Source organism: Paracoccus sp. S4493 (assembly GCF_000967735.1).
Lineage (GTDB): Bacteria > Pseudomonadota > Alphaproteobacteria > Rhodobacterales > Rhodobacteraceae > Paracoccus > Paracoccus marcusii.
Genome location: NZ_JXYF01000016.1, coordinates 1 through 24,365 on the forward strand (window position 1 = coordinate 1; position 24,365 = coordinate 24,365).

Annotated in this window: 20 protein-coding genes and 2 tRNA genes; 2 read left to right on the plus strand and 20 right to left on the minus strand. The window is 65.3% G+C overall.

Annotated elements, in window-relative coordinates; all coding sequences use genetic code 11:
• Positions 1 to 80: 80 nt before the first annotated feature.
• From fusA to rlmB, 18 genes are all read right to left on the minus strand, one after another.
• Positions 81 to 2,204, minus strand: a complete 2,124-nt coding sequence (fusA, locus tag TW83_RS03370; protein ID WP_045981370.1) for an elongation factor G — start codon at positions 2,202 to 2,204, stop codon at positions 81 to 83.
• A gap of 18 nt (positions 2,205 to 2,222) precedes the next feature.
• Positions 2,223 to 2,693 (minus strand): 30S ribosomal protein S7, encoded by a 471-nt coding sequence (rpsG, locus tag TW83_RS03375; protein WP_042252807.1) that lies wholly within the window; start codon positions 2,691 to 2,693, stop codon positions 2,223 to 2,225.
• Between the two features lie 12 nt (positions 2,694 to 2,705).
• Entirely contained in the window at positions 2,706 to 3,077 is a 372-nt protein-coding gene (rpsL, locus tag TW83_RS03380) for a 30S ribosomal protein S12 (RefSeq protein WP_042252808.1), read from the minus strand.
• A 255-nt stretch (positions 3,078 to 3,332) separates the two neighbouring features.
• Positions 3,333 to 4,148 (minus strand): glycosyltransferase, encoded by an 816-nt coding sequence (locus tag TW83_RS03385; RefSeq protein WP_045981371.1) that lies wholly within the window; start codon positions 4,146 to 4,148, stop codon positions 3,333 to 3,335.
• On the minus strand, positions 4,148 to 5,086 hold the full coding sequence (locus TW83_RS03390) for a DMT family transporter (protein WP_052714607.1): 939 nt from the start codon (positions 5,084 to 5,086) through the stop codon (positions 4,148 to 4,150). The genes TW83_RS03385 and TW83_RS03390 overlap by 1 nt, the downstream gene beginning before the upstream one ends.
• Positions 5,087 to 5,130: 44 nt before the next feature.
• Positions 5,131 to 5,502, minus strand: coding sequence for a hypothetical protein (locus tag TW83_RS03395; RefSeq protein ID WP_045981372.1), 372 nt, complete (start codon positions 5,500 to 5,502; stop codon positions 5,131 to 5,133).
• 114 nt (positions 5,503 to 5,616) lie between these two features.
• The gene (gene rpoC, locus TW83_RS03400) at positions 5,617 to 9,855 is read right to left on the minus strand and encodes a DNA-directed RNA polymerase subunit beta' (RefSeq protein WP_045981373.1); all 4,239 of its coding nucleotides are present in this window, start codon (positions 9,853 to 9,855) and stop codon (positions 5,617 to 5,619) included.
• Between the two features lie 52 nt (positions 9,856 to 9,907).
• Positions 9,908 to 14,053 carry a DNA-directed RNA polymerase subunit beta gene (gene rpoB / locus TW83_RS03405; RefSeq protein WP_045981374.1) on the minus strand — a complete coding sequence of 1,382 codons (4,146 nt, stop codon included), beginning with the start codon at positions 14,051 to 14,053 and terminating at the stop codon, positions 9,908 to 9,910.
• 228 nt (positions 14,054 to 14,281) lie between these two features.
• The gene (rplL, locus tag TW83_RS03410) at positions 14,282 to 14,653 is read right to left on the minus strand and encodes a 50S ribosomal protein L7/L12 (protein WP_042249114.1); all 372 of its coding nucleotides are present in this window, start codon (positions 14,651 to 14,653) and stop codon (positions 14,282 to 14,284) included.
• Between the two features lie 65 nt (positions 14,654 to 14,718).
• Positions 14,719 to 15,234: a 50S ribosomal protein L10 gene (gene rplJ, locus TW83_RS03415; protein ID WP_045981375.1), complete on the minus strand. Its 516-nt coding sequence runs from the start codon at positions 15,232 to 15,234 to the stop codon at positions 14,719 to 14,721.
• A 236-nt stretch (positions 15,235 to 15,470) separates the two neighbouring features.
• Positions 15,471 to 16,169 carry a 50S ribosomal protein L1 gene (gene rplA, locus TW83_RS03420; RefSeq protein ID WP_045981376.1) on the minus strand — a complete coding sequence of 233 codons (699 nt, stop codon included), beginning with the start codon at positions 16,167 to 16,169 and terminating at the stop codon, positions 15,471 to 15,473.
• A gap of 2 nt (positions 16,170 to 16,171) precedes the next feature.
• Complete coding sequence (rplK, locus tag TW83_RS03425; protein ID WP_045981377.1) at positions 16,172 to 16,624, minus strand: 50S ribosomal protein L11; 453 nt, start codon at positions 16,622 to 16,624, stop codon at positions 16,172 to 16,174.
• A 76-nt stretch (positions 16,625 to 16,700) separates the two neighbouring features.
• On the minus strand, positions 16,701 to 17,237 hold the full coding sequence (gene nusG, locus TW83_RS03430; RefSeq protein ID WP_045981378.1) for a transcription termination/antitermination protein NusG: 537 nt from the start codon (positions 17,235 to 17,237) through the stop codon (positions 16,701 to 16,703).
• Between the two features lie 172 nt (positions 17,238 to 17,409).
• Positions 17,410 to 17,604, minus strand: coding sequence for a preprotein translocase subunit SecE (gene secE, locus TW83_RS03435; RefSeq protein WP_042249102.1), 195 nt, complete (start codon positions 17,602 to 17,604; stop codon positions 17,410 to 17,412).
• Between the two features lie 97 nt (positions 17,605 to 17,701).
• A tRNA-Trp gene (locus TW83_RS03440) sits at positions 17,702 to 17,777 on the minus strand.
• 55 nt (positions 17,778 to 17,832) lie between these two features.
• Positions 17,833 to 18,264 carry a CoA-binding protein gene (locus TW83_RS03445; RefSeq protein WP_045981379.1) on the minus strand — a complete coding sequence of 144 codons (432 nt, stop codon included), beginning with the start codon at positions 18,262 to 18,264 and terminating at the stop codon, positions 17,833 to 17,835.
• Between the two features lie 206 nt (positions 18,265 to 18,470).
• Positions 18,471 to 18,872 (minus strand): YHS domain-containing (seleno)protein, encoded by a 402-nt coding sequence (locus TW83_RS03450; RefSeq protein WP_045981380.1) that lies wholly within the window; start codon positions 18,870 to 18,872, stop codon positions 18,471 to 18,473.
• 89 nt (positions 18,873 to 18,961) lie between these two features.
• Positions 18,962 to 19,765 carry a 23S rRNA (guanosine(2251)-2'-O)-methyltransferase RlmB gene (rlmB, locus tag TW83_RS03455; protein ID WP_045981381.1) on the minus strand — a complete coding sequence of 268 codons (804 nt, stop codon included), beginning with the start codon at positions 19,763 to 19,765 and terminating at the stop codon, positions 18,962 to 18,964.
• A gap of 124 nt (positions 19,766 to 19,889) precedes the next feature.
• Between rlmB and TW83_RS03460 the strand changes: the two genes are divergently transcribed.
• Positions 19,890 to 19,973: transfer RNA gene (locus TW83_RS03460), tRNA-Tyr, on the plus strand.
• Between the two features lie 116 nt (positions 19,974 to 20,089).
• Positions 20,090 to 21,091 carry a hypothetical protein gene (locus tag TW83_RS03465; RefSeq protein WP_045981382.1) on the plus strand — a complete coding sequence of 334 codons (1,002 nt, stop codon included), beginning with the start codon at positions 20,090 to 20,092 and terminating at the stop codon, positions 21,089 to 21,091.
• On the opposite strand, the gene TW83_RS03470 is transcribed toward TW83_RS03465, so the two are convergent.
• Positions 21,088 to 21,324 (minus strand): DUF3253 domain-containing protein, encoded by a 237-nt coding sequence (locus TW83_RS03470; protein ID WP_045981383.1) that lies wholly within the window; start codon positions 21,322 to 21,324, stop codon positions 21,088 to 21,090. The genes TW83_RS03465 and TW83_RS03470 overlap by 4 nt on opposite strands.
• A complete protein-coding gene (gene ileS, locus TW83_RS03475; protein ID WP_045981384.1) occupies positions 21,321 to 24,269 on the minus strand; it encodes an isoleucine--tRNA ligase in 2,949 nt (982 codons plus the stop codon). Before ileS ends, TW83_RS03470 begins: the two co-directional genes overlap by 4 nt.
• Positions 24,270 to 24,365 lie beyond the last annotated feature (96 nt).

Sequence of the window (24,365 nt, forward strand, 5' to 3'; positions counted from 1 at the left end):
CAAACTTTGCCTTTGCCATGGAATGGCTCCTTGTTCTTCAATGCTTGTAAAGTGGCGGGGCGTGACGCCCCGCCGCAAGATCAGGCGTATTTCTTCTGGATCTCGTCCGAGATGTTCTGCGGAACGGCCTCGTAGTGGTCGAACTGCATCGAGAACACAGCACGGCCGGACGACATCGAACGCAGGTTGTTGATGTAGCCGAACATGTTGGCCAGCGGCACGAAGGCGTCGATGACGTTCGCGTTGCCGCGGCTGTCCTGCCCCCGGACCATGCCACGACGGCTGGTCAGGTCGCCGATGATCGAACCGGTATACTCTTCCGGCGTGACGACCTCGACCTTCATGATCGGCTCCAGCAGCTTGGCGCCGGCCTTGCGCAGGCCTTCGCGCATCGCGGCACGGGCCGCGATCTCGAACGCCAGAACCGAGGAGTCGACGTCGTGGAACGCACCGTCCGTCAGCGCGACCTTGAAGTCGATGACCGGGAAGCCTGCCAGCGGACCCGAGTCCATGACGGACTTGATGCCCTTCTCGACGCCGGGGATGTATTCCTTCGGCACCGCACCGCCCACGATCTTCGATTCGAACGAATAGCCTTCGCCCGGCTCGGTCGGGGTGATGGTCAGCTTGATGCGGGCGAACTGGCCCGTACCACCGGTCTGCTTCTTGTGCGTGTAGTCGATGTCGGCCGACTGCGAGATGGTCTCGCGATAGGCCACCTGCGGCGCACCGATGTTCGCCTCGACCTTGAACTCGCGCTTCATGCGGTCGACCAGGATGTCGAGGTGAAGTTCGCCCATGCCCTTCATGATCGTCTGGCCCGATTCAAGATCGGTTTCCACACGGAAGGACGGGTCTTCCGCCGACAGGCGCTGAAGGGCCAGGCCCATCTTCTCCTGGTCGGCCTTCGACTTGGGCTCGACGGCGATCTCGATCACCGGCTCGGGGAAGGTCATGGTCTCGAGGACCACCGGCTTGGCCGGATCGCACAGGGTGTCGCCCGTGGTGGTGTCCTTCAGACCGGCCAGTGCGATGATGTCGCCCGCAAAGGCCTCCTCGATCTCCTCGCGGTTGATCGAGTGCATCATCATCATGCGGCCGACGCGCTCGCGCTTGCCCTTGGTGGCGTTCAGCAGCTGATCGCCCTTCTTCATCACGCCCGAATAGATGCGCGTGAAGGTCAGCGAGCCGACGAACGGATCGTTCATGATCTTGAACGCCAGGCCCGAGAAGGGCATCGCATCGTCCGCACGGCGTTCGATGTTGCGCGTCTCGGTCTCGTCGCCCGGGGTGAAGCCCATGTAGGCCGGCACGTCCAGCGGGTTCGGCAGGAAGTCGATGACCGCGTTCAGCAGGGGCTGCACGCCCTTGTTCTTGAACGCCGAACCGGCGGTGACGGGGAAGAACGACAGCGACAGCGTGCCCTTGCGGATCAGCGCGCGCAGCGTCTCCTCGTCGGGCTCGTTGCCCTCCAGGTAGGCTTCCATGGCGGCGTCGTCCATCTCGACGGCCAGCTCGATCATGTTCGAGCGCCACTCGTCGGCCAGGTCCTTCAGCTCGTCACGGATGGGCTTGCGGACCCAGGACGCGCCCAGATCTTCGCCTTCCCACACCCACTCTTCCATCTTGATCAGGTCGACGATGCCTTCCAGCTTGTCCTCGGCGCCGATCGGCAGGGCGATCGGGCACGGGATGCCGCCGGTGCGGTCCTTGATCATGCGGACGCAGTTGAAGAAGTCCGCGCCGATCTTGTCCATCTTGTTGACGAACACGATCCGCGGAACCTTGTAGCGGTCGGCCTGACGCCACACGGTCTCGGTCTGCGGCTCGACGCCGGCGTTGGCGTCCAGCAGACAGATCGCGCCGTCCAGAACCGCCAGCGAACGCTCGACCTCGATGGTGAAGTCCACGTGGCCGGGGGTGTCGATGATGTTGAAGCGGTACTTCGTGTCCGAAGTCCCCTCGGTCGTGGGGTCTTCCTGACGCTGCCAGAACGTGGTGGTCGCGGCAGACGTGATCGTGATGCCGCGCTCCTGCTCTTGCTCCATCCAGTCCATGGTCGCAGCGCCGTCATGCACTTCGCCGATCTTGTGCGACTTGCCGGTGTAGTAAAGGATGCGCTCGGTCGTCGTCGTCTTGCCGGCATCGATGTGGGCCATGATGCCGAAGTTGCGATAACGCGGAAGCTGATATTCGCGTGCCATGAAGTGGATCCTTTCGCCTTACCAGCGGTAGTGGCTGAACGCCTTGTTGGCGTCGGCCATCTTGTGCGTGTCTTCGCGCTTCTTGACGGCGGTTCCGCGGCCGTTGACGGCATCGGACAGCTCGCCCGCAAGGCGCTCTTCCATCGTGTTCTCGTTGCGCTTGGCCGCGGCCGTGATCAGCCAGCGGATGGCCAGCGCCTCGCGGCGGATCGGACGAACTTCGACCGGGACCTGGTACGTGGCACCACCGACGCGGCGCGAACGCACCTCGACGGACGGCTTCACGTTTTCCAGCGCCTCGTGGAAGACCTCGATGGGCTCGCGCTTGAGACGGGTCTCGACGCGCTCCAGCGCGTTGTAGACGATCCGCTCGGCAATCGACTTCTTGCCGTCAACCATCAGGTTGTTCATGAATTTGGTCAGCACGCGATCGCCATACTTGGCGTCGGGCAGGACATCGCGCTTCTCAGCGGCGTGACGACGTGACATGGATGCCTCTCCTTACTTCGGACGCTTCGCGCCGTATTTCGAACGACGCTGACGACGGTCTTTGACGCCCTGGGTATCCAGCACACCGCGCAGGATGTGGTAACGGACACCCGGAAGGTCTTTGACGCGGCCGCCGCGGATCAGCACGACGCTGTGTTCCTGCAGGTTGTGCTTCTCGCCCGGAATGTAGGAGATGACCTCGAAGCCATTCGTCAGGCGGACCTTGGCCACCTTACGCATAGCGGAGTTCGGCTTCTTCGGCGTCGTGGTGTAGACGCGCGTGCAGACACCGCGTTTCTGCGGGCAGCCCTGAAGGTGCATGGATTTAGACCGCTGCACTCTCGGCTGCCGCGGCTTGCGGATCAGCTGTTGGATCGTCGGCATTCGGTTCCCCGTCTTGCTCTGTCAATACTCGCAACCCACCGGTTGCGCCGCTTCTCGACGGCATCCTGCGCGAATCGCAAAATGCCAAGCCCGTCCCGCCCATAAAGGGCTGACGGGCATAATTCCAGAGGATCGAGGCTGTTCTGCCCGGACCCTGACCTCACAGGTTCTGGCACCCGATGCGGTTTCCCGCCGGGTCGCGTGGTCATAGGGGGAATCCCCGCCCCTGTCAACAAGCCCCCATGGCCCTGCGGCCTAGCCCAGGCTGCGCGCCAGCGCGGCCAGATCCGCCCGGCGCAGGCCGAAACGGCTGCGCAGCAGCCTGTTCATCGTGCCCTCCTCGGGCTGCCAGGGCAGGCCCGGCCCCATGTCGCCGGAATCGCTGTCGGCATGAATCGAGCGGATGAACATCAGGGGTCGCGTCACCTGAACCCCCGGCATCCACTGCGCCAGCTTGGTGTGGTTGAAATGCAGCGCCGTCCGCGGTGCGTCGGGCGCCAGGAAGATTGTCAGCGCAACCCCCATGTTGTGACAGATCCGCGGGGTGATCTTCAGCTGACCGTCGCGCGCCGCGATGATCAGGCCGCGCCCATAGTCCAGCGACAGCTTGCCCTCGACCTGCCACAGCGGGCTGACGCGCGCAAAATCGGCGCGCGCGCGGGCGATGTAATCGACAGCCACCGCATCGTCGTCGTCATGGCGGAAATGACCGATCACCTGCGCATCCGGGTCCAGATGCGGCGCCACCGCCGCGTGACAGGCCTCCAGGTGATAGTCCATCGCCGGCACCAGCGACAGGCGCAGCTGCGGCACCCGGTCGCACAGGTCGCGCAGCTGGCCCAGCCAGGGTTCGGGCAGGTCCGGCCCGGTCATGATCACCAGCGTGAAGTCTGGATCAGTCTGCGCCAGCCAACCCGGCAGGGCCACGGTCTGGAACCACAGCCAGCGCCGGGCCAGCCGGTCGGGATCGTACAGATAGGCACGGCGCGCCGCGATGCTGTCATGTTCGACCTGATAGCCGCGCAGTCCCAGATAAGAAAAGCGGCACAGTCCCAGCATCTGCACCCGCATCAGCGCCGCCGTCCCAGTTGAGCCTCGCGCCAGATGGTATAGATGCCCGCCCCCACGACAAGGGCCGATCCGACCCAGGTCCAGAGGTCCGGCCAGTCGCCGAAGATCACCAGTCCCAGAAAGATGGCCATCAGCAGCGAGGTATAGCGGAAGGGCGATACGGCCGCGATCTCTCCGACGCGCATGGCGGCCACGGCGCAGAGGTAACCGACGGTCAGGAAGGCGCTGCCCAGGGCCAGCAGGGCAAGGTGCCACAGCTGCGGCATCACCCAGCCCTGCCCCAGGCTGAGGACGAACCCGGTCAGCGTGACCAGCACCGCGCCATAGAACGCGATGGTGTTCGAACTGATGTCGCGCCCGAACTGGCGCGTCGACAGGTCGCGCACCGCGACCAGCAGCATCGCCCCAAGCGCGACCAGCGACCAGATGCCGAACGTGCCGCTGCCCGGACGCAGGATGATCAGCACACCCAGCATGCCTACCCCCACCGCCAGGATGCGCCGCCAGCCCAGGGTCTCCTTGAAGAACAGCGCCGCCCCCAGCATCACCACCAGCGGCAGCGACTGCATCACCGCCGTCAGGTCGCCGATGGCCATGCGCTGCAGCGCGTTCAGGAACAGCAGGGTCGAGCCGATCTCTCCGACCAGCCGCAGGACCATCGGCGCGCGGGCGGGGGCCGGAATGCGCAGGCGCAGGCCCCCCGCACGCTGCGCGAGGACCATCAGGGCCAGCAGGACGAACACCCCCCGCAGCGTGATCGCCTGGTACAGCGGAATGTCCTGGACCACGAACTTGATGATCGCGTCGTTGCAGGTGAACCCCATCATCGACAGCGTCATCAGCCCTGCCCCGCGCAGGTTGTCGCCCGGTTGTAGCGGTTCTGGCCGGATCGAGGCTGGCCGCGTGCGGCGCAGCGGGGACATCAGGGGCGTGGACATGGCGGCTTTCCGGAACAGGATGGCAGGGGGCTTGCGGCGACGGGTCAGGCCGCCGGAGGATCCCCGCTGTCGGCATCCTGCGCGGGGTGCCGCAACCGCCCTGCCCGTGCGGGACGCGGTGCGGGCACGGATGTCGGCTGCGCCTTGGACCGGTCGATCGACACTCGCGCATCGGCATTGCCGACAGTGACAGGATGCTGACGCAACAGGCCCCGATCGGCCTGATTGCCGACTCCGCCATCGGTGTCACACACGGAAGGCTGGACCATGCCGACAATCGGACGACGCTGGCCCTTCCGCATCGTGAGGGGTTCGGAATGGCGGCCCATGCGGGCCTGGGCGTCTCGTGCCACGATCTGCAACCCGCCCTGCACCGGCAGGGGGAAACGGCACAGACCCAGGGCTTGCATGCGCATCACGGTTCCTTGAACGGCAGATGCAGTATGTGCAGCCCGCAAGGGCGGTCAACCCAAAAGACAAAGGCCCGGCACTGGGTGCCGGGCCTTTGCATCATCAGTCAGGCGTCGCGATCAATCGTCGCTGCCGTCCTGCGGCAGATCCACCGGATCGGCCGCCGGGGTGGCGAAGGACGGCTCGGGCGCGGCCAGGGCTGCGGCAGCCTCGGCCTCGGCGCGGCGTGCCTCGATCACCTCGGCGTCGCGTTCGGTCGCGATGCGGCGAACGCGCGTGGTCGCACCACCGGTGCCCGCCGGGATCAGGCGGCCCACGATGACGTTCTCCTTGAGACCGACCAGCTTGTCGCGCTTGCCTTGGACGGCAGCCTCGGTCAGCACGCGGGTCGTCTCCTGGAAGGAGGCGGCCGAGATGAAGCTGCGGGTCTGCAGGCTGGCCTTGGTGATGCCCAGCAGGACAGGCTCGCCCGTGGCGGGACGTCCGCCGCGTGCCTCGATCTTGGCGTTCTCCTCGACGAACTCGTCACGCTCGACGTTCTCGCCCTTCAGCAGCGTGGTGTCGCCGCCGTCCAGGATCTCAATCTTCTGCAGCATCTGGCGAACGATCACCTCGATGTGCTTGTCGTTGATCTTCACGCCCTGCAGTCGATAGACGTCCTGCACCTCGTCGATGAGATAGTCGGCCAAGGCCTCGATCCCCATGATGCGCAGGATGTCATGCGGCGCAGGATTGCCGTCCATGATGTAGTCACCCTTCTGCACGAAGTCGCCTTCCTGCACCGGGATGTGCTTGCCTTTCGGCACCATGTACTCGACGGGGGTCAGACCCTCCTCGGACGGCTCCAGCGTGATGCGGCGCTTGTTCTTGTAGTCCTTGCCGAAGCGGACATAGCCGTCGATCTCGGCGATGATCGCGTGATCCTTGGGACGACGCGCCTCGAACAGTTCCGCCACGCGCGGCAGACCACCGGTGATGTCCTTGGTCCGCGCGCCTTCGCGCGGGATGCGGGCCACCACGTCGCCGGGCTTGATCTCCTGGCCGTCCTCGATCGACAGCACGGCATCCACCGACATCGGATAGCTGACCGGGTTGCCCTGGTCGTTGCGCACCGGTTCGCCGTTGGCGTCCATGATGATGATCTCGGGCTTGAGGTCGTTGCCCTTGGGGGCCGACCGCCAGTCGGTGACGATCTTCTGGGTCATGCCCGTCGCATCGTCGGTCTCGTCGCGGACCGAGATCCCCGACAGCAGGTCGACGAACTTGGCGATGCCGCCCTTCTCCGCGATGATCGGCAGGGTATAGGGGTCCCATTCGAACAGCTTCGCGCCGCGGATGACCCGCTCGCCTTCCTTCACGAACAGCTTGGAGCCGTAGAACAGCTTGTGGCTGGCGCGCTCCTGCCCCTGATCGTCCATGACCAGAATCTGCATGTTGCGCGACATCACGACCTGCTCGCCATTGGCGTTTTCCAGGATGCTCTCGTTGCGGAAGGCGATCGTACCCTCGTGCGAGGCGGCCTGGAACGACTGCTGGCCACCCTGCGCGATGCCGCCGATGTGGAAGGTCCGCATCGTCAGCTGGGTGCCCGGTTCGCCGATCGACTGCGCGGCGATGATGCCGACAGCCTCGCCGATGTTGACCAGCGTGCCGCGGGCCAGATCGCGGCCATAGCACAGCGCGCAGATCCCGTCCTCGGATTCGCAGGTCAGCGCCGAACGGATGCGCACGGACTGCACGCCCGCCGCCTCGATGGCGTCGGCCTTGCGTTCGTCGATCACCTCGTTGGCGCGGACGATGATCTCGTCCTCGCCCGGCACCAGCACGTCCTCGGCCGCGGTCCGGCCTAGCACGCGCTCGGCCAGCGGGCTGATGACCTCGCCGTCGTTCACGGCGGCGGATGCGGTGATCGCGCGCTCGGTTCCGCAGTCATGCTCGCGGATGATGCAGTCCTGGGCGACGTCGACCAGACGACGCGTCAGATAGCCCGAGTTCGCGGTCTTCAACGCGGTGTCCGACAGACCCTTCCGGGCGCCGTGGGTCGAGTTGAAGTATTCAAGAACGGTCAGACCTTCCTTGAAGTTCGAGATGATCGGCGTCTCGATGATCTCGCCCGACGGCTTGGCCATCAGGCCCCGCATGCCGCCCAGCTGCTTCATCTGGTTGACCGAACCCCGCGCACCGGAATGCGCCATCATGTAGACAGAGTTCGGCTCCATCTCGGCGCCGTTCTCGTCGCGCTTGTTGGCCGAGATGGTGGACATCATGGCCTCGGTCACGCGGTCGTTGCACTTCGACCAGGCGTCCACGACCTTGTTGTACTTCTCGCCCTGGGTGATCAGGCCGTCCAGATACTGCTGTTCGAACTCCTTCACCTGCTCCTGGACCTCGCCGACGATGGTCCACTTGGTGTCGGGCACGACCATGTCGTCCTTGCCGAAGCTGATGCCGGCACGGAAGGCCTCGCGGAAGCCCAGACCCATGATCTGGTCGCAGAAGATCACCGATTCCTTCTGGCCGCAGTAGCGGTAGACGGTGTCGATGACGACCTGCACGTCCTTCTTGCGCAGCAGGCGGTTGACCAGCTCGAACGGCGCCTTGGCGTTCAGCGGCAGCAGACCGCCAAGCCGCAGGCGGCCCGGGGTGGTCTCGAAACGCTTCCAGACCTCGTTGCCGTTCTGGTCGATCTGCTTCAGGCGCGCCTGGATCTTGGCGTGCAGATGCACCTCGCCGGCGGCCAGGGCATGCTCGACCTCGTCGATGTTGGCAAAGGCCATGCCCTCGCCCTTCATGCCGTCACGCTGCATCGAGACGTAGTACAGGCCCAGGATCATGTCCTGCGACGGCACGATGATCGGCGCGCCGTTGGCGGGCGACAGCACGTTGTTCGTCGACATCATCAGGACGCGCGCTTCCAGCTGCGCCTCCAGCGACAGGGGCACGTGCACGGCCATCTGGTCGCCGTCGAAGTCGGCGTTGAAGGCCGAACAGACCAGCGGGTGCAGCTGGATCGCCTTGCCCTCGATCAGGATCGGCTCGAACGCCTGGATGCCAAGACGGTGCAGCGTGGGCGCACGGTTCAGCAGAACCGGGTGCTCGCGGATGACCTCGTCCAGGATGTCCCACACCTCGGGGCGCTCCTTCTCGACCAGCTTCTTGGCCTGCTTGACGGTCGAGGACAGACCCTTCGCCTCAAGCCGCGAATAGATGAACGGCTTGAACAGCTCGAGCGCCATCTTCTTGGGCAGGCCGCACTGGTGCAGCTTCAGCTCGGGGCCGGTCACGATGACCGAACGGCCCGAGAAGTCGACGCGCTTGCCCAGAAGGTTCTGGCGGAAGCGGCCCTGCTTGCCCTTCAGCATGTCGGACAGCGACTTCAGCGGACGACGGTTGTTGCCCGTGATGACGCGGCCGCGACGGCCATTGTCGAACAGCGCATCGACCGATTCCTGCAGCATGCGCTTTTCGTTGCGCACGATGATGTCGGGCGCGCGCAGCTCGATCAGCCGCTTGAGGCGGTTGTTGCGGTTGATCACCCGGCGATACAGGTCGTTCAGGTCCGACGTGGCGAACCGGCCGCCGTCCAGCGGGACCAGCGGGCGCAGTTCCGGCGGAATGACCGGGATCACGGTCAGGACCATCCATTCCGGACGGTTGCCCGATTCCAGGAAGCTCTCGACGATCTTCAGGCGCTTGATGATCTTCTTGGGCTTCAGCTCGCCGGTGGCGGCCTTCAGGTCCTCGCGCAGCTGGTCGGCGGTCGCCGCCAGGTCGATGTTCGACAGCATCGCGCGGATGGCCTCGGCACCGATATCCGCCTGGAAGGCGTCGGCACCGAAGTTGTCCTGCGCGTCCAGGAACTCTTCCTCGGACAGCAGCTGGCCATAGGTCAGGTCGGTCAGACCCGGCTCGATGACGACATAGTTCTCGAAGTAGAGGATCCGCTCCAGATCGCGCAGCGTCATGTCCAGCATCAGGCCGATGCGCGACGGCAGCGACTTCAGGAACCAGATATGCGCGACCGGCGCGGCCAGCTCGATATGGCCCATCCGCTCGCGGCGGACCTTCTGCAGGGTCACCTCGACGCCGCATTTCTCGCAGACCAGGCCGCGATACTTCATGCGCTTGTACTTGCCGCAAAGGCACTCATAGTCCTTGATCGGACCAAAGATGCGCGCGCAGAACAGGCCGTCACGCTCGGGCTTGAACGTGCGGTAGTTGATGGTCTCGGGCTTCTTCACCTCGCCGAAGGACCAGGCCAGAATTTCTTCGGGCGAGGCCAGCGAGATCTTGATTTCATTGAACTGCCGCGGCGGGGCCAGCGGGTTCAGGGGGTTGGTGGCGAGTTCCTGGTTCATTCTCAATTCCTAATGAAGGGCATGGAGGAAGGGGTGGTGAGGGCGCGGGCCCTCACTCGTCCTCGTCCACATCCAGGAGTTCCATGTTGAGGCCCAGACCCCGGACCTCCTTGACCAGCACGTTGAACGATTCCGGCACGCCCGCCTCGAAGTTGTCCTCGCCCTTGACGATGGACTCGTAGACCTTCGTGCGGCCGGCGACGTCGTCCGACTTGACCGTCAGCATTTCCTGCAGCGTGTAGGCCGCGCCATAGGCTTCCAGGGCCCAGACCTCCATTTCGCCAAGACGCTGGCCGCCGAACTGGGCCTTGCCGCCCAGGGGCTGCTGCGTGACCAGCGAGTACGGACCCGTGGAACGCGCGTGCATCTTGTCGTCGACCAGGTGGTGCAGCTTCAGGACGTACTTCATGCCCACGGTGACCTTGCGGGCGAACTGTTCGCCCGAACGGCCATCGAACACCACCGACTGGCCCGACGTGTCGAACCCGGCACGGGTCAGCGCGTCGTTGACGTCGGCCTCCTTGGCGCCGTCAAAGACCGGCGTCGCGATCGGCACGCCCGTGCGGACGGTGCCCGCATGCTCGCGCAGGGTCTCGTCGTCCAGGCCGTCGAACATCTCGGAATACAGCTCGTCGCCGTAACCGATGCGCATCGCCTCGCGGACCGGAGTCATGTCGCCGTTGCGACGATACTCTTCCAGCGCCTCGTCGATCTTGAGGCCCAGGGCGCGGCTGGCCCAACCCATGTGGGTCTCCAGGATCTGACCCACGTTCATGCGCGACGGCACGCCCAGGGGGTTCAGAACCAGGTCGACGGGGGTGCCGTCCGCAAGGAACGGCATGTCCTCCATCGGGACGACCTTGGACACGACGCCCTTGTTGCCGTGACGACCGGCCATCTTGTCCCCCGCCTGAAGCTTGCGCTTCACGGCGACGAACACCTTGACCATCTTCATCACGCCCGGCGGCAGGTCGTCGCCCTGACGGACCTTCTCGACCTTGTCCTCGAAGCGGGCTTCCAGCAGCTTCTTCTGGGTGTCGTACTGGCCGTTCAGCGCCTCGACATCCTTGGCGATGTCCTCTTCGCTGACGGCCAGCTGCCACCACTGGCCGCGGGACATGGTGCCCAGCAGCTCCTCGGTGATCTCGGTCCCCGACTTGATGCCTTTCGGCCCCTTCAGGGCGGTCTTGCCCAGGATCAGGGTCTTCAGACGCGCATAGATGTTGCGGTCCAGGATGCCCTGTTCGTCGTCGCGGTCGCGCGCCAGACGCTCGACTTCCTCGCGCTCGATCTGCAGGGCGCGCTCGTCCTTGTCGACGCCGTGGCGGTTGAACACCCGGACCTCGACGATCGTGCCATAGGCACCCGGCGGCAGACGCAGCGAGGTGTCGCGGACGTCGGACGCCTTCTCACCGAAGATGGCGCGCAGCAGCTTTTCTTCCGGCGTCATCGGGCTTTCGCCCTTGGGGGTGATCTTGCCCACCAGGATGTCGCCCGGACCGCATTCGGCGCCGATATAGACGATGCCGGCTTCATCCAGATTGCGCAGGGCTTCTTCGCCCACGTTCGGGATGTCGCGGGTGATCTCCTCCGGCCCCAGCTTGGTGTCGCGGGCCGCAACCTCGTATTCATCGATATGGATCGAGGTGAACACGTCGTCGCGGTGGATCCGCTCGGAGATCAGGATCGAGTCCTCGTAGTTGTAGCCGTTCCACGGCATGAAGGCCACGACCACGTTCCGGCCGATCGCCAGTTCGCCCTGGTCGGTCGAGGGACCGTCCGCGATGACCTGGTTGGCCACGACCTTTTCTCCGACCTTCACCAGCGGGCGCTGGTTGATGGTCGAGGACTGGTTCGAACGCTTGAACTTGCGCAGGCGATAGATGTCCACGCCCGCGTCGCCCGCGCCCATGTCCTCGGTCGCCCGGACCACGATCCGCTGCGCATCGACCTGGTCGATGATGCCGCCGCGGCGCGCCATGATCGCGGCGCCCGAATCGCGCGCCACGGTGGCTTCCATGCCGGTGCCCACGAACGGCGCCTCGGCACGCAGCAGAGGCACGGCCTGACGCTGCATGTTCGAGCCCATCAGCGCGCGGTTGGCGTCGTCGTTCTCAAGGAACGGGATCAGCGCCGCCGCGACCGAAACCAGCTGCTTGGGCGACACGTCGATCAGGTCGACCGCATCGACCGGGTTCAGCATGAAGTCGCCTGACTGGCGGGTCGAGATCAGCTCGTCGGTGAAGTTGCCGTTCTCGTCCAGGGTCGCGTTGGCCTGCGCCACGGTGTGACGCATCTCCTCGGTCGCGGACATGTAGACGACGTCGTCGGTCACGTGACCGTCGACCACCTTGCGATAGGGCGTCTCGATGAAGCCGTACTTGTTCACCCGTGCAAAGGTGGCAAGACTGTTGATCAGGCCGATGTTCTGGCCTTCCGGCGTCTCGATCGGGCACATCCGGCCGTAATGGGTCGGGTGGACGTCGCGAACCTCGAAGCCTGCGCGTTCGCGCGTAAGACCGCCCGGCCCTAGGGCCGACAGGCGACGCTTGTGCGTCACTTCGGACAGCGGGTTGGTCTGGTCCATGAACTGCGACAGCTGGCTCGAGCCGAAGAATTCACGCACCGCCGCCGCTGCGGGTTTCGCGTTGATCAGGTCCTGCGGCATGACGGTGTCGATCTCGACGCCGGACATGCGCTCGCGGATGGCACGCTCCATGCGCAGCAGGCCGACGCGGTACTGGTTCTCCATCAGCTCGCCGACCGAACGCACCCGGCGGTTGCCCAGGTGGTCGATGTCGTCGATCTCGCCCTTGCCGTCGCGCAGTTCGACCAGGCCGCTGATGCAGGACACGATGTCCTCGTGGCGCAGCGTGCGCTGCGTGTCGGGGGCGTCCAGATCAAGGCGCATGTTCATCTTGACCCGGCCCACGGCGGACAGGTCGTAACGCTCGCTGTCGAAGAACAGCGAGTTGAACAGGTTCGACGCGGCCTCGACGGTGGGCGGCTCGCCCGGGCGCATGACGCGATAGATGTCCATCAGCGCGCCTTCGCGGCCCATGTTCTTGTCGGCCGCCATCGTGTTGCGGATGTAGGGACCCACGTTGACGTGGTCGATGTCCAGAACCGGCACGTCGGTGATGTCGTTGTCCAGCAGCACCTTCAGCAGGCCGCCGGTCATCTCGCCCTGCTTGTCGTATTCCGCGGTGATCTCGTCGCCGGCCTCGGCATAGATGAAGCCGGTCTGGTCGTTGACGATGTCCTTGGCGACGAAGCGGCCGACGATGCGCTCGAACGGGACGAACAGGTTCAGCTGCTCTTCGGATTCCAGCAGCTTCTTCACCAGGCGCGGGGTGACCTTCTCGCCGGCCTTCGTGATGACCTCACCGGTATCGGCGTTCACCAGGTCATAGGCAGGCCGGGTGCCGCGCACGCGCTCGGGGAAGAACCGCGTCACCCAGCCCTGCTCGCGCCCCTCGCGGCGCAGGGAGTAGGTCACGGTCTCGTAGAACGCGTCCATGATCGCTTCCTGATCCATGCCAAGGGCATAGAGCAGCGTCGTCACCGGCAGCTTGCGGCGGCGGTCGATGCGCGCGAACACCAGATCCTTGGCGTCGAATTCGAAGTCCAGCCACGAGCCGCGATAGGGAATGATGCGGCAGGCGAACAGCAGCTTGCCCGAGGAATGGGTCTTGCCGCGGTCGTGGTCGAAGAACACGCCCGGGCTGCGGTGCATCTGCGACACGACCACGCGCTCGGTGCCGTTCACAATGAACGTGCCGTTCGTCGTCATCAGGGGCATGTCGCCCATGAAGACGTCCTGTTCCTTGATGTCCTTGACGGATTTCGCCCCGGTGTTCTCGTCGACATCGAACACGATCAGACGCAGGGTGACCTTCAGCGGCGCGGCATAGGTCATGTCGCGCTGCTGACACTCGTCCACGTCGTATTTCGGCTTCTCCAGCTCGTACTTGACGAACTCCAGCGTGGCCGTCTCGTTGAAGTCCTTGATCGGGAACACCGACTGGAACACGCCCTGGATGCCGTCACCATCGTTATGACCGCTGCCCTCGCCCGAGTTCAGGAACAGGTCATAGGAGGATTTCTGAACCTCGATCAGGTTCGGCATCTCCAGAACTTCACGGATGTTGCCATAATAGCGGCGGATCCGCTTTTGGCCGACATAAGCTTGCGCCATGGGGTCTTGTCACCTTTCGTCTTCGCGCGCGTCCGGGTCGGGGCCCCCGGAACGCACCTACGAATGCAGGGGTGAGGTTCCATTCGTGCCACGCGTCCCACCGCGCGGCTCCCGAACCTCGAACATGCCCTGAAGGAATGTCCGCCAGCCGGACCGCCCTTCAAGACAGGTTCGGCAGGGACCGGGAAACCCCGGACCCTGCCTGTCTTCAACCGATCAAAGGATCGATTACTTCAGCTCGACCTTGGCGCCGGCTGCTTCCAGCTTCTTCTTCACTTCTTCGGCGTCGGCCTTGGAAGCGCCTTCTTTGACCTTGCCGCCAGCTTCGACCAGGTCCTTGGCTTCTTTCAGGCCCAGACCGGTGATGCCGCGAACTTCCTTGATCACGTTGATCTTGTTGGCGCCGGCTTCGACCAGGACGACGTCGAATTCGGTCTTCTCTTCGGCGGCTTCTGCCGAAGCAGCGGGGCCAGCCATCATGACGGCGCCACCAGCAGCCGGCTCGATGCCGTACTCATCCTTCAGGATGGTCTTCAGTTCCTGGGCTTCCAGCAGGGTCAGGCCCACGATTTCTTCGGCGAGTTTCTTCAGATCAGCCATTTTTCCGTTCTTTCCAGTTAATGTTCCAACGTCGGGTCTTCAACCACCAGTCGGGAATAGGTTGCTTACGCAGCCTCACGTTCCTCGAGGGTCGTGAGGATGCTCGCGATGTTCGAAGCAGGCGCGCCAATGGCACCGGCGATGTTCGAAGCAGGCGCACCGAGGCACGACACGATCTGAGCGATCAGCTCATCACGCGACGGCATCGAGGCGACGGCTTTCACACCGGCCGGATCCAGGGCCGAACCACCCATTGCACCGCCCAGGATCACGAAACGATCGTTATCCTTGGCGTACTTGTCGGCGATCCGCGCAGCAGCGGTCGGATCCTCCGAATAGGTGATCACGGTCATGCCCGTCAGGTAGTCGGCGATGCTTGCGCAAGGCTTTCCTTCCAGGGCGATCTTGGCGAGCTTGTTCTTGGCAACGCGAACCGAACCACCCGCTTCGCGCATGCGCGCGCGGAGGTCCTGCATATGTGCAACCGTCATCCCCTCGTAGTGGGCAACCACCACGACGCCAGAGCTTTCGAAGATCTGGCCGAGTTCCTCGACCAGCTGTTCTTTCTGTGCTCTATCCACGGTTTCACTCCAAGTTGGGGGTTTCCCCCCGGCTCTCACTTTTCCCGGTCTCGAACGGGACCGGGTCGGGTCCGTTAGGGCAAGATCACCCGAAGGACTGGGCCTTCGGAAAAACGCTTCCCCATCTCAGGAAGGCAATTAAGCAAGGTTTCCCCCGCACCCTCCGTCTCGGACAGGACAGGGCCGCGTGCGGCCCTGCCATCCCCTGCCCTTTCAGGCAGGGAAACCTTGTGGTCTCAGTTGGCGGTCGCCGAAACGACGTCCACCGACACGCCCGGACCCATGGTCGAGCTGATTGAGACCTTCTTCATGTAGGTGCCCTTGGCACCCGTCGGCTTGGCGCGGCTGACGGCGTCCACGAAGGCGCGCAGGTTCTGGGCCAGCTTGTCCTCGTCGAACGAGACCTTGCCGATGCCGGCATGGACGACGCCCGCCTTCTCGGCCTTGAACTGGACCTCGCCGCCCTTGGCTGCTTCGACGGCCGATTTCACGTCCATCGTCACGGTGCCGACCTTGGGGTTCGGCATCAGGTTGCGCGGGCCCAGGATCTTGCCCAGACGGCCGACCAGCGGCATCATGTCCGGCGTCGCGATGCAACGGTCGAACTCGATCTTGCCGGACTGGATGGTCTCCATCAGGTCCTCGGCGCCGACGATGTCCGCACCGGCGGCCTTGGCTTCGTCAGCCTTGGGGCCGCGGGCGAACACGGCGACGCGGACGTCCTTGCCGGTGCCTGCGGGCAGGGTCACCACGCCGCGGACCATCTGGTCTGCGTGACGCGGGTCGACGCCCAGGTTCAGCGCGATCTCGACGGTCTCGTCGAACTTGGCCGAGGCCTGCGCCTTGACCAGCTTGACGGCGTCCTCGACGGTCAGGTTGGCCTTGCCTTCGAAGGCGGCGCGGGCGGCGGTCTTCTTCTTGGAAACGTTTGCCATGATCAGCCCCTCACCTCGATGCCGATCGACCGGGCGGAACCGACGATGATCTTCATCGCGGCATCCACGTCGTTCGCCGACAGGTCCTTCATCTTGGTCTCGGCGATCTCGCGGATCTGCTTGACCGTCACGGTGCCTGCGGTGGCACGGCCCGGCTTGTCCGAACCCTTGGCGCGGTTGCGCTTGCCGACCGGCTTCAGGCCGGCTGCCTTCTTGAGCAGGAAGGACGCGGGCGGCGTCTTCGTCTCGAAGGTGAACGACTTGTCGGCATAATAGGTGATGACGACGGGCACGGGCGAACCCTGTTCCATCTCCTGGGTCTTGGCATTGAACTCTTTGCAGAACGCCATGATATTGATGCCGCGCTGACCCAGGGCCGGGCCGACGGGGGGCGACGGGTTCGCTTGGCCCGCCTTGATCTGCAGCTTCAGGCTGCCAACAACTTTCTTGGCCATCTGGCCTTCTCCTTTGTCATCAAGCCCCGCACGGGGGCCGATTTAGCGGTGCGGCCTCACGGCCTCCCGCAACCGATCACGAAGATTTCGAAACCTGCGTGAATTCCAGTTCGACCGGCGTCGGCCGGCCAAAGATCGACACGGTCACCTTGATGCGCGAGGAAATCTCGTCGATCTCCTCGACCATCCCCGAGAACCCCTCGAACGGGCCGTCGGTCACACTGACCTTCTCGCCAACGTCAAAACGGATCAGGTTGCGCGGCGCGGCGGGTGCGCCGTCGTCCGAGCGGTGCAGCATCATGTTCACTTCGTCGTCGCGCATCGGCATCGGTTTGCCCTGCGCGCCCAGAAAGCCGGTGACGCGGTTGATCGAGTTGACCAGGTGATAGGTCCGGTCCGACATCTCCATGTGCACCAGCACATAGCCGGGCATGAAGCGGCGCTCGGACGTCACCTTCTTGCCGCGACGGATCTCGATCACTTCCTCGGTCGGGACCAGGACCTCGTCGATCTGGTCGTCCAGGCCCTTCTCGGCGACGGACTGGCGAATCGCCTCGGCGACCTTCTTTTCGAAGTTCGACAGGACGCTGACCGAATACCAACGTTTTGCCATGTCTCGATCGACCCCTGCTCATCTTTCGGGAATCACGCGGACAGCGCGCCAACCCTTTGAATTCCATGTCGTCCGGAAATATGCAAATCGGCGCGCATGCGCATTCGATGCACGCCGTGTCCCGGACAGTCGGGGGGAAATACCGCCCCCCGCCCGCAATTGCAAGCCCCGATCAGCCGCTGATCAGGCGCAGCCCCTGGGTCAGACCGGTGCGGATCGTCAGGTCGACCAGGAAGAAGAACAGGCTGGTGATCGAGGCGAAGATCAGGACCATGATGGTCGTGGTGATCACCTCGCGGCGCGTCGGCCAGGAAATCTTGGCGGCTTCGGCGCGGACCTGGTTGATGAACTGGACGGGATTGGCCACGGGCGGCTCCTTGGGCAAATGCGACCGCGGGTCTAGCCGGGCACGCCCGGCTTTTCAACCCTGATCGCGGTCAGGACGCAGGTCTGGCGGAAGGACCTGGCAGGGGCAGGGGGACTCGAACCCACGACCCTCGGTTTTGGAGACCGATGCTCTACCAACTGAGCTATACCCCTGAGGTCGGGCCTGATTAGTGCCACCCCGTCCGCCCGTCAAGCAGATATCGGACCGCTACAGATGGCGCGGAAACTCGATCTTGGGGCAGCGGTCCTGAACCACGGTGATGCCGCGTGCGCGGGCACGCTCGGCGGCGGCGTCGTCGCGCACGCCAAGCTGGGTCCAGATCACCTGCAGGTCGGGCAGATGGGCCAGCGCCTCGTCGACCACCTGCCCCACCGCGTCCGAGCGGCGGAAGATGTCGACAAGCTGCACCCCTTCGGCGGCCGGAATGTCGGCCAGCGTCGCATAGACGCGCTCTCCCAGAATGGTCTGGCCGTCGTGACCGGGGTTGATCGGGATGACGCGGATGCCTTGGGACTGCAGATAGCGGGCGACTCCCCAGCTGGGCCGCGCCTCGTTGGGGGACAGGCCCACCATTGCCACGACCTTTGTGTCGCGGGCGATGCGCGCGATGTCGTGATCCTCGTCCGTGTGGATGTCCATGATTGTCCCTCCTCCGGGCCGCAGCCGCAGGTTGCAGCCTCTCATAGAAAAAGCGCCCGGTCCATACGATGGCCGGGCGCAAGTCGCGGAACGAGGGACAGTGATCTGGACATGACCGTTCCGGGGTCATGCCATGAGGTGTAAATGGGCATCAGGCAGAAAAGTTCCACCCCGCTCACGCATTTGTGATTCTTGTGTTGCCAGCGTCAGCGCCACAGGCGCTGAGCCTCCGCCACGATCCCGGCGGGGTCACTGGACAGGCGCCGTTCCGCGGCCCCTGATTCCAGCAGGTACAGCCTGCCCGCCACCACCGCGAAATGGCGCGGATCGCCCATCTGCGGGCGTCCGTCGACGATGGACACGGGACACATCCCGTCCAGCGCCGGGGCAAAGGATCGCGGGTTGGCCTCGAACCGGGCGCGATTCTCTTCGGATGCGAAATGCCACAGCTGGCCCTTCCACATCGTCGCGATGTCGCTGCGCCCCGGGGTCGGGCGACCGGCCTGCGCATAGCCCACCGGGTCGAACCCGCCCACGGCCCAGTCCTGCGCTGCCGCGGGAAGCGCGGCCGCAAGGCTGATCAGCAGGCACAGGACAGAGGCTTTCATGACGACTCGACGGTTGCGGTCCGGTCTACTTGACAGCAGCCGGACCAAATCTCAACGCGCGTGACATAATCGTCGCAGGGATGTGATATTCAGGCACGCCCCGCGGCATACAGGGCCACGGCGGCGGCGTTCGACACGTTCAGCGACCCGAAATCGGCGGCAAAGGGAATCCGCGCGACATGGTCGCAGGTCTTCATCGTCAGCTCCCGCATGCCCGGCCCTTCGGCGCCCATCACCAGGCAGACCGCCCTGCCCGACAGGTCCGACATCAGGTCGGGCAACGATTCGGTGCCGGTGCCGTCCAGACCCACCAGGATGAAGCCCATGTTCTTCAGCTGGGTCAGCGCCTCGGCCAGGTTCGGTACGCGCAGATAGGGCTGGCGCTCCAGCGCGCCCGACGCCGTCTTGGCCAGGGCGCCGGTCTCGGGGGCGGAATGGCGATGCGGGGCGATGACCGCGCGCGCCCCGAACACCTCGGCCGACCGCAGGATCGCGCCGACGTTGTGCGGGTCGGTCACCCGGTCCAGCGCGACCAGCAGCGGCCGCGTCTCTCCGGGCGCCTCGCGCAGCGCGACCTCGGACAGGCTGCCCCATTTCAGCGGCTTGACCTCCAGCGCGGCGCCTTGGTGGACGCTTTCGGCGGCCAGCCCCACGGCCTTGTCGAAGATGCGCGGATCGGTGATCTCTGGCTCCATCCCGTGCAGGTCGCCAAGCCGGGCCAGCGCATTCTGGGTGACCACCAGGCGCAGCTTCTGACGCACCGGGTTGGCCAGCGCGTCGCGGACCGCGTGCAGGCCGAACAGCCAGACCGTCTCGGCGGCGGCCGCGCGGCGGGCGCGTTCCTTGTCGATGACCCATGTGGGCTTCTTGGCGTTTCCGCTCTTGTCGGACATGCGCGGCCTCCTTTCCTTGTGGACCCTTCTCTGCGCACAGGGCGCGCATCGCGCAAGCCCCGGAAATCCGCTTGACGCCCCCCGACGGGGCGGCTAATCACCCCGCACGCCGAAAGCGATCGGCGGGCGACGTGCTGCAAGGTGCGGCAGCGGACTGTAACTCCGCCGGGGAGACCCACGCCTGGTTCGATTCCAGGGTCGCCCACCACTTTCTCGACATTCCGGACGATTAAGTGGTGGCAGGGACCATTCCTGCGGTGGGGCTTTTGCTGTCGCCGCACAACCGCTAGGCTGAACCCGATCACGTTCCGCAAAGGATGTCGGGTGCCCCCCAGGAAACTTACGCAGCCCAATCTGCTGATCGTCGCCCAGGCCGGACGGCTGGAGTTCGAGGCCGTGATCCTCATGGCCAGCCTGCGCGCGCATGCCCCGGACTTCACGGGCACGGTGTTCATCGCCGAACCCACCCCCGACGGCGCCTGGAGCGGGCATGACACGGCCATATCGGACCCGTGCCGCCAACTGCTGACCGATTTCGGCGCCACGATCGTGCCGTTCACCGCGCGCCATTTCGGTGCCTCCTATCCTCAGGGCAACAAGATCGAGGCCCTGTCGGTCCTGCCTGCGGGCAAACCGTTCCTGTTTCTGGACACCGACACGCTGATCACCGGGCCGCTGGACCGGGTCCGCTTCGACTTCGCCCGGCCATCCGCCTCGATGCGGCGCGAGGGGACCTGGCCCAAGCCGCCGCTCTATGGCCCGGGCTATCACGGCATCTGGCAATCGCTTTACGACCGGTTCGGGCTGTCATTCGCCCCCACGCTGGACCTGTCGCAGCCTGACGAACACTGGGAACGCTATCTGTACTTCAACGCGGGGTGGTTCTTCGGGCCCGACCCTGCAGAGTTCGGCCAGCGGTTCCTGGCCTGGGCGCTGGCCCTGCGCGACAGTCCGCATGACGCATTGGCCTGCCAGGTGATGGACCCGTGGCTGGACCAGGCGGTGCTGCCGCTGGTCATCCACAGTCTGGGCGGCGGGCGGCCCGGCCCTGCGCTGGACGGTCTGGACGGCGACGTGACCTGCCATTACCGGCGGCTGCCGCTCCTCTATGCCCGCGACCCCGAGGCCGCGATCACCGCGCTGGAGGACGCCGTCGCCGCCAGGGAGGTCAAGCGCGTGCTGCGGGAATGGGAGCCTGCGCGCAAGCTGATCTATCAGGACAAGGGACGCCAGAAGGTGCGCCCGATCTTTGCCGACAGGCCGACCCCTGCCCCGGAAAAGATGATTCGCAACCAGTTGAAGGCACGGGGGTGGTGGCTGGTCTAGCGCCGCGCCAATCGGATCGGGCCGCGCGGATCGGGCCCCACGGGGCGGCCCTTCTGCAGGACGGCGATGTCCCCCTCCGCCGCCATCCGCAGCGCCAGACGCCGCAGCGGGTCCATCAGCGGGCGCCAGTCCTCGGCCAGATCGCGGGCGATCCGGCTGGGGCAGCAGGTCGTGCCCGGCCGCAGCCGGGCGACCTGCGCAAGGATCGCCCCGCGCAGGTCGTCATCGGTCATCCCAGGGCCGCGTCGCAGCGCGCGCAGACGCCCGGATGGGCATGCGTGCCGACATCGGGCAGGATCTTCCAGCAGCGCTGGCACTTCTCGCCCTCGGCGGTCTCGAAGACGACGCCGATGCCCGGGGTCTCGGCCATGCGGAACGCCTCGGTGGGCGCGGGGTCCGCGGTCAGCGACAGGTCCGACGTGATGCACACATCCGCGAAGGCCACCGACTTCAGCGCGGCCAGCATCTGGGCATCCTCGACATGGACGACGGGCGCGGCCTCCAGGCTGGCGCCGATCGTCTTATCGGTCCGCTTGACCTCCAGCGCGGCGGTGACCACGCGGCGGGCGCGGCGGACATGCTCCCACTTGGCGGCCAGCGGCTCGTTCAGCCAGTCGGCCGGCGTCTGCGCGAAATCGTGCAGGTGCACGCTGTCATCCTCCGACGGGAAGCGCGACAGCCAGACGTCCTCCATCGTGAAGGGCAGGATCGGCGCCAGCCAGGTCACCAGCCGGTGGAACAGCAGGTCCAGCACCGTCCGCGCTGCCCGCCTGCGGTCGCTGTCCGCCGCGTCGCAGTACAGCGCGTCCTTGCGCACGTCGAAATAGAAGGCCGACAGATCGACGGTACAGAACTGGAACAGCGTCTGGAACACGCCCTGGAAATCGAACGCCGCATAGCCCTGGCGAACCTGGTGATCCAGCTGCGCCAGCCGGTGCAGCATCCACTGCTCCAGCTCTGGCATCTGGGCGGGCTCGATGCGTTCGGCATCGTCGAACCCGGCCAGCGCGCCCAGCAGGAAGCGCAGCGTGTTGCGCAGGCGGCGATAGCTGTCGGCGGTGCCCTTCAGGATCTCGGGGCCGATCCGCTGGTCGGCGGTATAATCGGCCTGCGCCACCCACAGGCGCAGGATGTCGGCGCCGTACTGTTCGATCACCTTGGCGGGCACGATGGTGTTGCCAAGCGATTTGGACATCTTCATGCCCTTCTCGTCCAGCGTGAAGCCATGCGTGACCACGTTGCGATAGGGCGCGCGGCCCTTGGTGGCCGACGCCTGCAGCAGCGACGACTGGAACCAGCCGCGATGCTGATCGGTGCCTTCCAGATAGACGTCGGCGATCCCGTCCGGTGCGCCATCCTCGCGGTCGCGCAGCACGAAGCTGTGGGTCGAGCCGCTGTCGAACCACACGTCCAGCACGTCCACGACCTGATCATAGGCCTCGGGGTCCGCGATCCCCTCCAGCATCCGCGCCTTGAAGCCCGCGCTGTACCAGACATCCGCGCCATCCGCCTCGAAGGCCGCGACGATGCGGTCGTTCAGCCGCGCATCGCGCAGCAGGAAATCGTCATCGGTGGGCTTGGCCCCCTTCTTGACGAAGCAGGTCAGCGGCACGCCCCAGGCCCGCTGGCGCGACAGGACCCAATCGGGGCGGTTCTCGACCATGGAATGGATGCGGTTGCGCCCGGTCTGGGGCCACCACTTGACCAGTTTGTCGATGCTGGTCAGCGCCCGCGTGCGGATCGTGTCGCCATGCGCGCCCATGCCGTCATCCAGCGGCTTGTCGATGGCCGCGAACCATTGCGGCGTGTTGCGATAGATCAGCGGCGCCTTGGACCGCCAGCTGTGCGGGTAGGAGTGCTTGATCTTGCCCTTGGCCAGCAGCGCGCCCGCCCAGGCCAGCTGCTTGATGACGCTGACATTGGCCGGGCCGTCCTTGCCGTCCGGTGCGATGATCGCCTCGCCGCCGAAGATCGGCAGGTCGCGGCGATAGCTGCCGTCGGGCTCGACATTGTAGGTCATCGGCAGCTTGAAGCGCAGGCCCAGCTGATAGTCGTCGTCGCCATGGCTGGGCGCGGTATGCACGAAGCCCGTGCCCGCCTCGTCGGTGACATGATCGCCGGGCAGCATGGGGACGTCATAGTCCCACTCGCCCGCACCGCCCTCGACCCCGCGGAGGGGGTGGGCCAGGATCAGACCCTCCAGCTCCGACGCCGCCACGCCGCGCACCTTCCGCCACCCTGTAACCTTTACGGCAGCCATGACGCCTTCAGCAAGCGCGTCAGCCAAGACAAGCCGCTCGCCGACAGTTGCCGTGCTGTTTTCGGCGGCCTCCGTCACTTCGTACAAGCCGTAGGCAATCGCGGGGTTGAAGGCGACCGCGCGGTTCTGCGGGATGGTCCAAGGCGTGGTCGTCCAGATGACAACGGACGCATCATCAATGTCCCCCACAACAACCCCGTTCCCGGATGTTTGCTCAAGCCACAGGGCTTGCGGCTTCACCTGAACAGGCTTGAACCGCACCCAGATCGTGTGGCTGGTATGGTCGTGATACTCGACCTCGGCCTCGGCCAGGGCGGTCTTCTCCACGGGCGACCACATCACAGGCTTCGACCCCTGATAGAGCGAGCCGTTCATCACCAGCTTCATGAACTCGGCCGCGATGACCGCCTCGGCGTGGAAGTCCATCGTCAGATAGGGCCGGTCCCAGGCCCCGGTCACGCCCAGGCGCTTGAACTCCTCGCGCTGGATGTCGACCCATTCGTCCGCAAAACGGCGGCATTCCTGGCGGAACTCGACCATGTCGACCGCGTCCTTGTCGCGGCCCTCATTGCGGTACTTCTCCTCGATCTTCCATTCGATGGGCAGGCCGTGGCAGTCCCATCCCGGCACATAGCGCGCATCGAAGCCCATCATCTGATGCGACCGCACCACGATGTCCTTGATCGTCTTGTTCAGCGCGTGGCCGATATGCAGATGCCCGTTGGCATAGGGCGGGCCGTCATGCAGCACGAAGGGCGTGCGCCCCGCCGCGGTCGACCGCAGGCGGTCATAGACGCCGATCCGCGCCCAGCGCGCCAGCCATTCGGGTTCGCGCGCAGGCAGGCCCGCGCGCATCGGGAAATCGGTCTGGGGCAGAAAGACGGTGTCGCGGTAATCGGGCTGCGTGGCGTCGGCCATCGGGGCGTTCCTTTGAGAGATGTTCGGACAAGACTGACCCGGCGGCGTGAAACCTCACGCCACCGGGCTGCTAATTCGAGATCCGAACGCCGGAAA

Bases quoted from the DNA above. Each gene is read 5' to 3' on its own strand.
- rpoC (WP_045981373.1), bottom strand. From the start codon at position 9,855: ATGAACCAGGAACTCGCCACCAACCCCCTGAACCCGCTGGCCCCGCCG.
- rplA (WP_045981376.1), bottom strand. From the start codon at position 16,169: ATGGCAAACGTTTCCAAGAAGAAGACCGCCGCCCGCGCCGCCTTCGAA.
- TW83_RS03445 (WP_045981379.1), bottom strand. From the start codon at position 18,264: ATGGACATCCACACGGACGAGGATCACGACATCGCGCGCATCGCCCGC.
- TW83_RS03395 (WP_045981372.1), bottom strand. From the start codon at position 5,502: ATGCGCATGCAAGCCCTGGGTCTGTGCCGTTTCCCCCTGCCGGTGCAG.
- rlmB (WP_045981381.1), bottom strand. From the start codon at position 19,765: ATGTCCGACAAGAGCGGAAACGCCAAGAAGCCCACATGGGTCATCGAC.
- rplL (WP_042249114.1), bottom strand. From the start codon at position 14,653: ATGGCTGATCTGAAGAAACTCGCCGAAGAAATCGTGGGCCTGACCCTG.
- rpsG (WP_042252807.1), bottom strand. From the start codon at position 2,693: ATGTCACGTCGTCACGCCGCTGAGAAGCGCGATGTCCTGCCCGACGCC.
- rpsL (WP_042252808.1), bottom strand. From the start codon at position 3,077: ATGCCGACGATCCAACAGCTGATCCGCAAGCCGCGGCAGCCGAGAGTG.
- TW83_RS03450 (WP_045981380.1), bottom strand. From the start codon at position 18,872: ATGAAAGCCTCTGTCCTGTGCCTGCTGATCAGCCTTGCGGCCGCGCTT.
- rplK (WP_045981377.1), bottom strand. From the start codon at position 16,624: ATGGCCAAGAAAGTTGTTGGCAGCCTGAAGCTGCAGATCAAGGCGGGC.
- rpoB (WP_045981374.1), bottom strand. From the start codon at position 14,053: ATGGCGCAAGCTTATGTCGGCCAAAAGCGGATCCGCCGCTATTATGGC.
- TW83_RS03385 (WP_045981371.1), bottom strand. From the start codon at position 4,148: ATGCGGGTGCAGATGCTGGGACTGTGCCGCTTTTCTTATCTGGGACTG.
- fusA (WP_045981370.1), bottom strand. From the start codon at position 2,204: ATGGCACGCGAATATCAGCTTCCGCGTTATCGCAACTTCGGCATCATG.
- TW83_RS03470 (WP_045981383.1), bottom strand. From the start codon at position 21,324: ATGACCGATGACGACCTGCGCGGGGCGATCCTTGCGCAGGTCGCCCGG.
- nusG (WP_045981378.1), bottom strand. From the start codon at position 17,237: ATGGCAAAACGTTGGTATTCGGTCAGCGTCCTGTCGAACTTCGAAAAG.
- TW83_RS03390 (WP_052714607.1), bottom strand. From the start codon at position 5,086: ATGTCCACGCCCCTGATGTCCCCGCTGCGCCGCACGCGGCCAGCCTCG.
- ileS (WP_045981384.1), bottom strand. From the start codon at position 24,269: ATGGCCGACGCCACGCAGCCCGATTACCGCGACACCGTCTTTCTGCCC.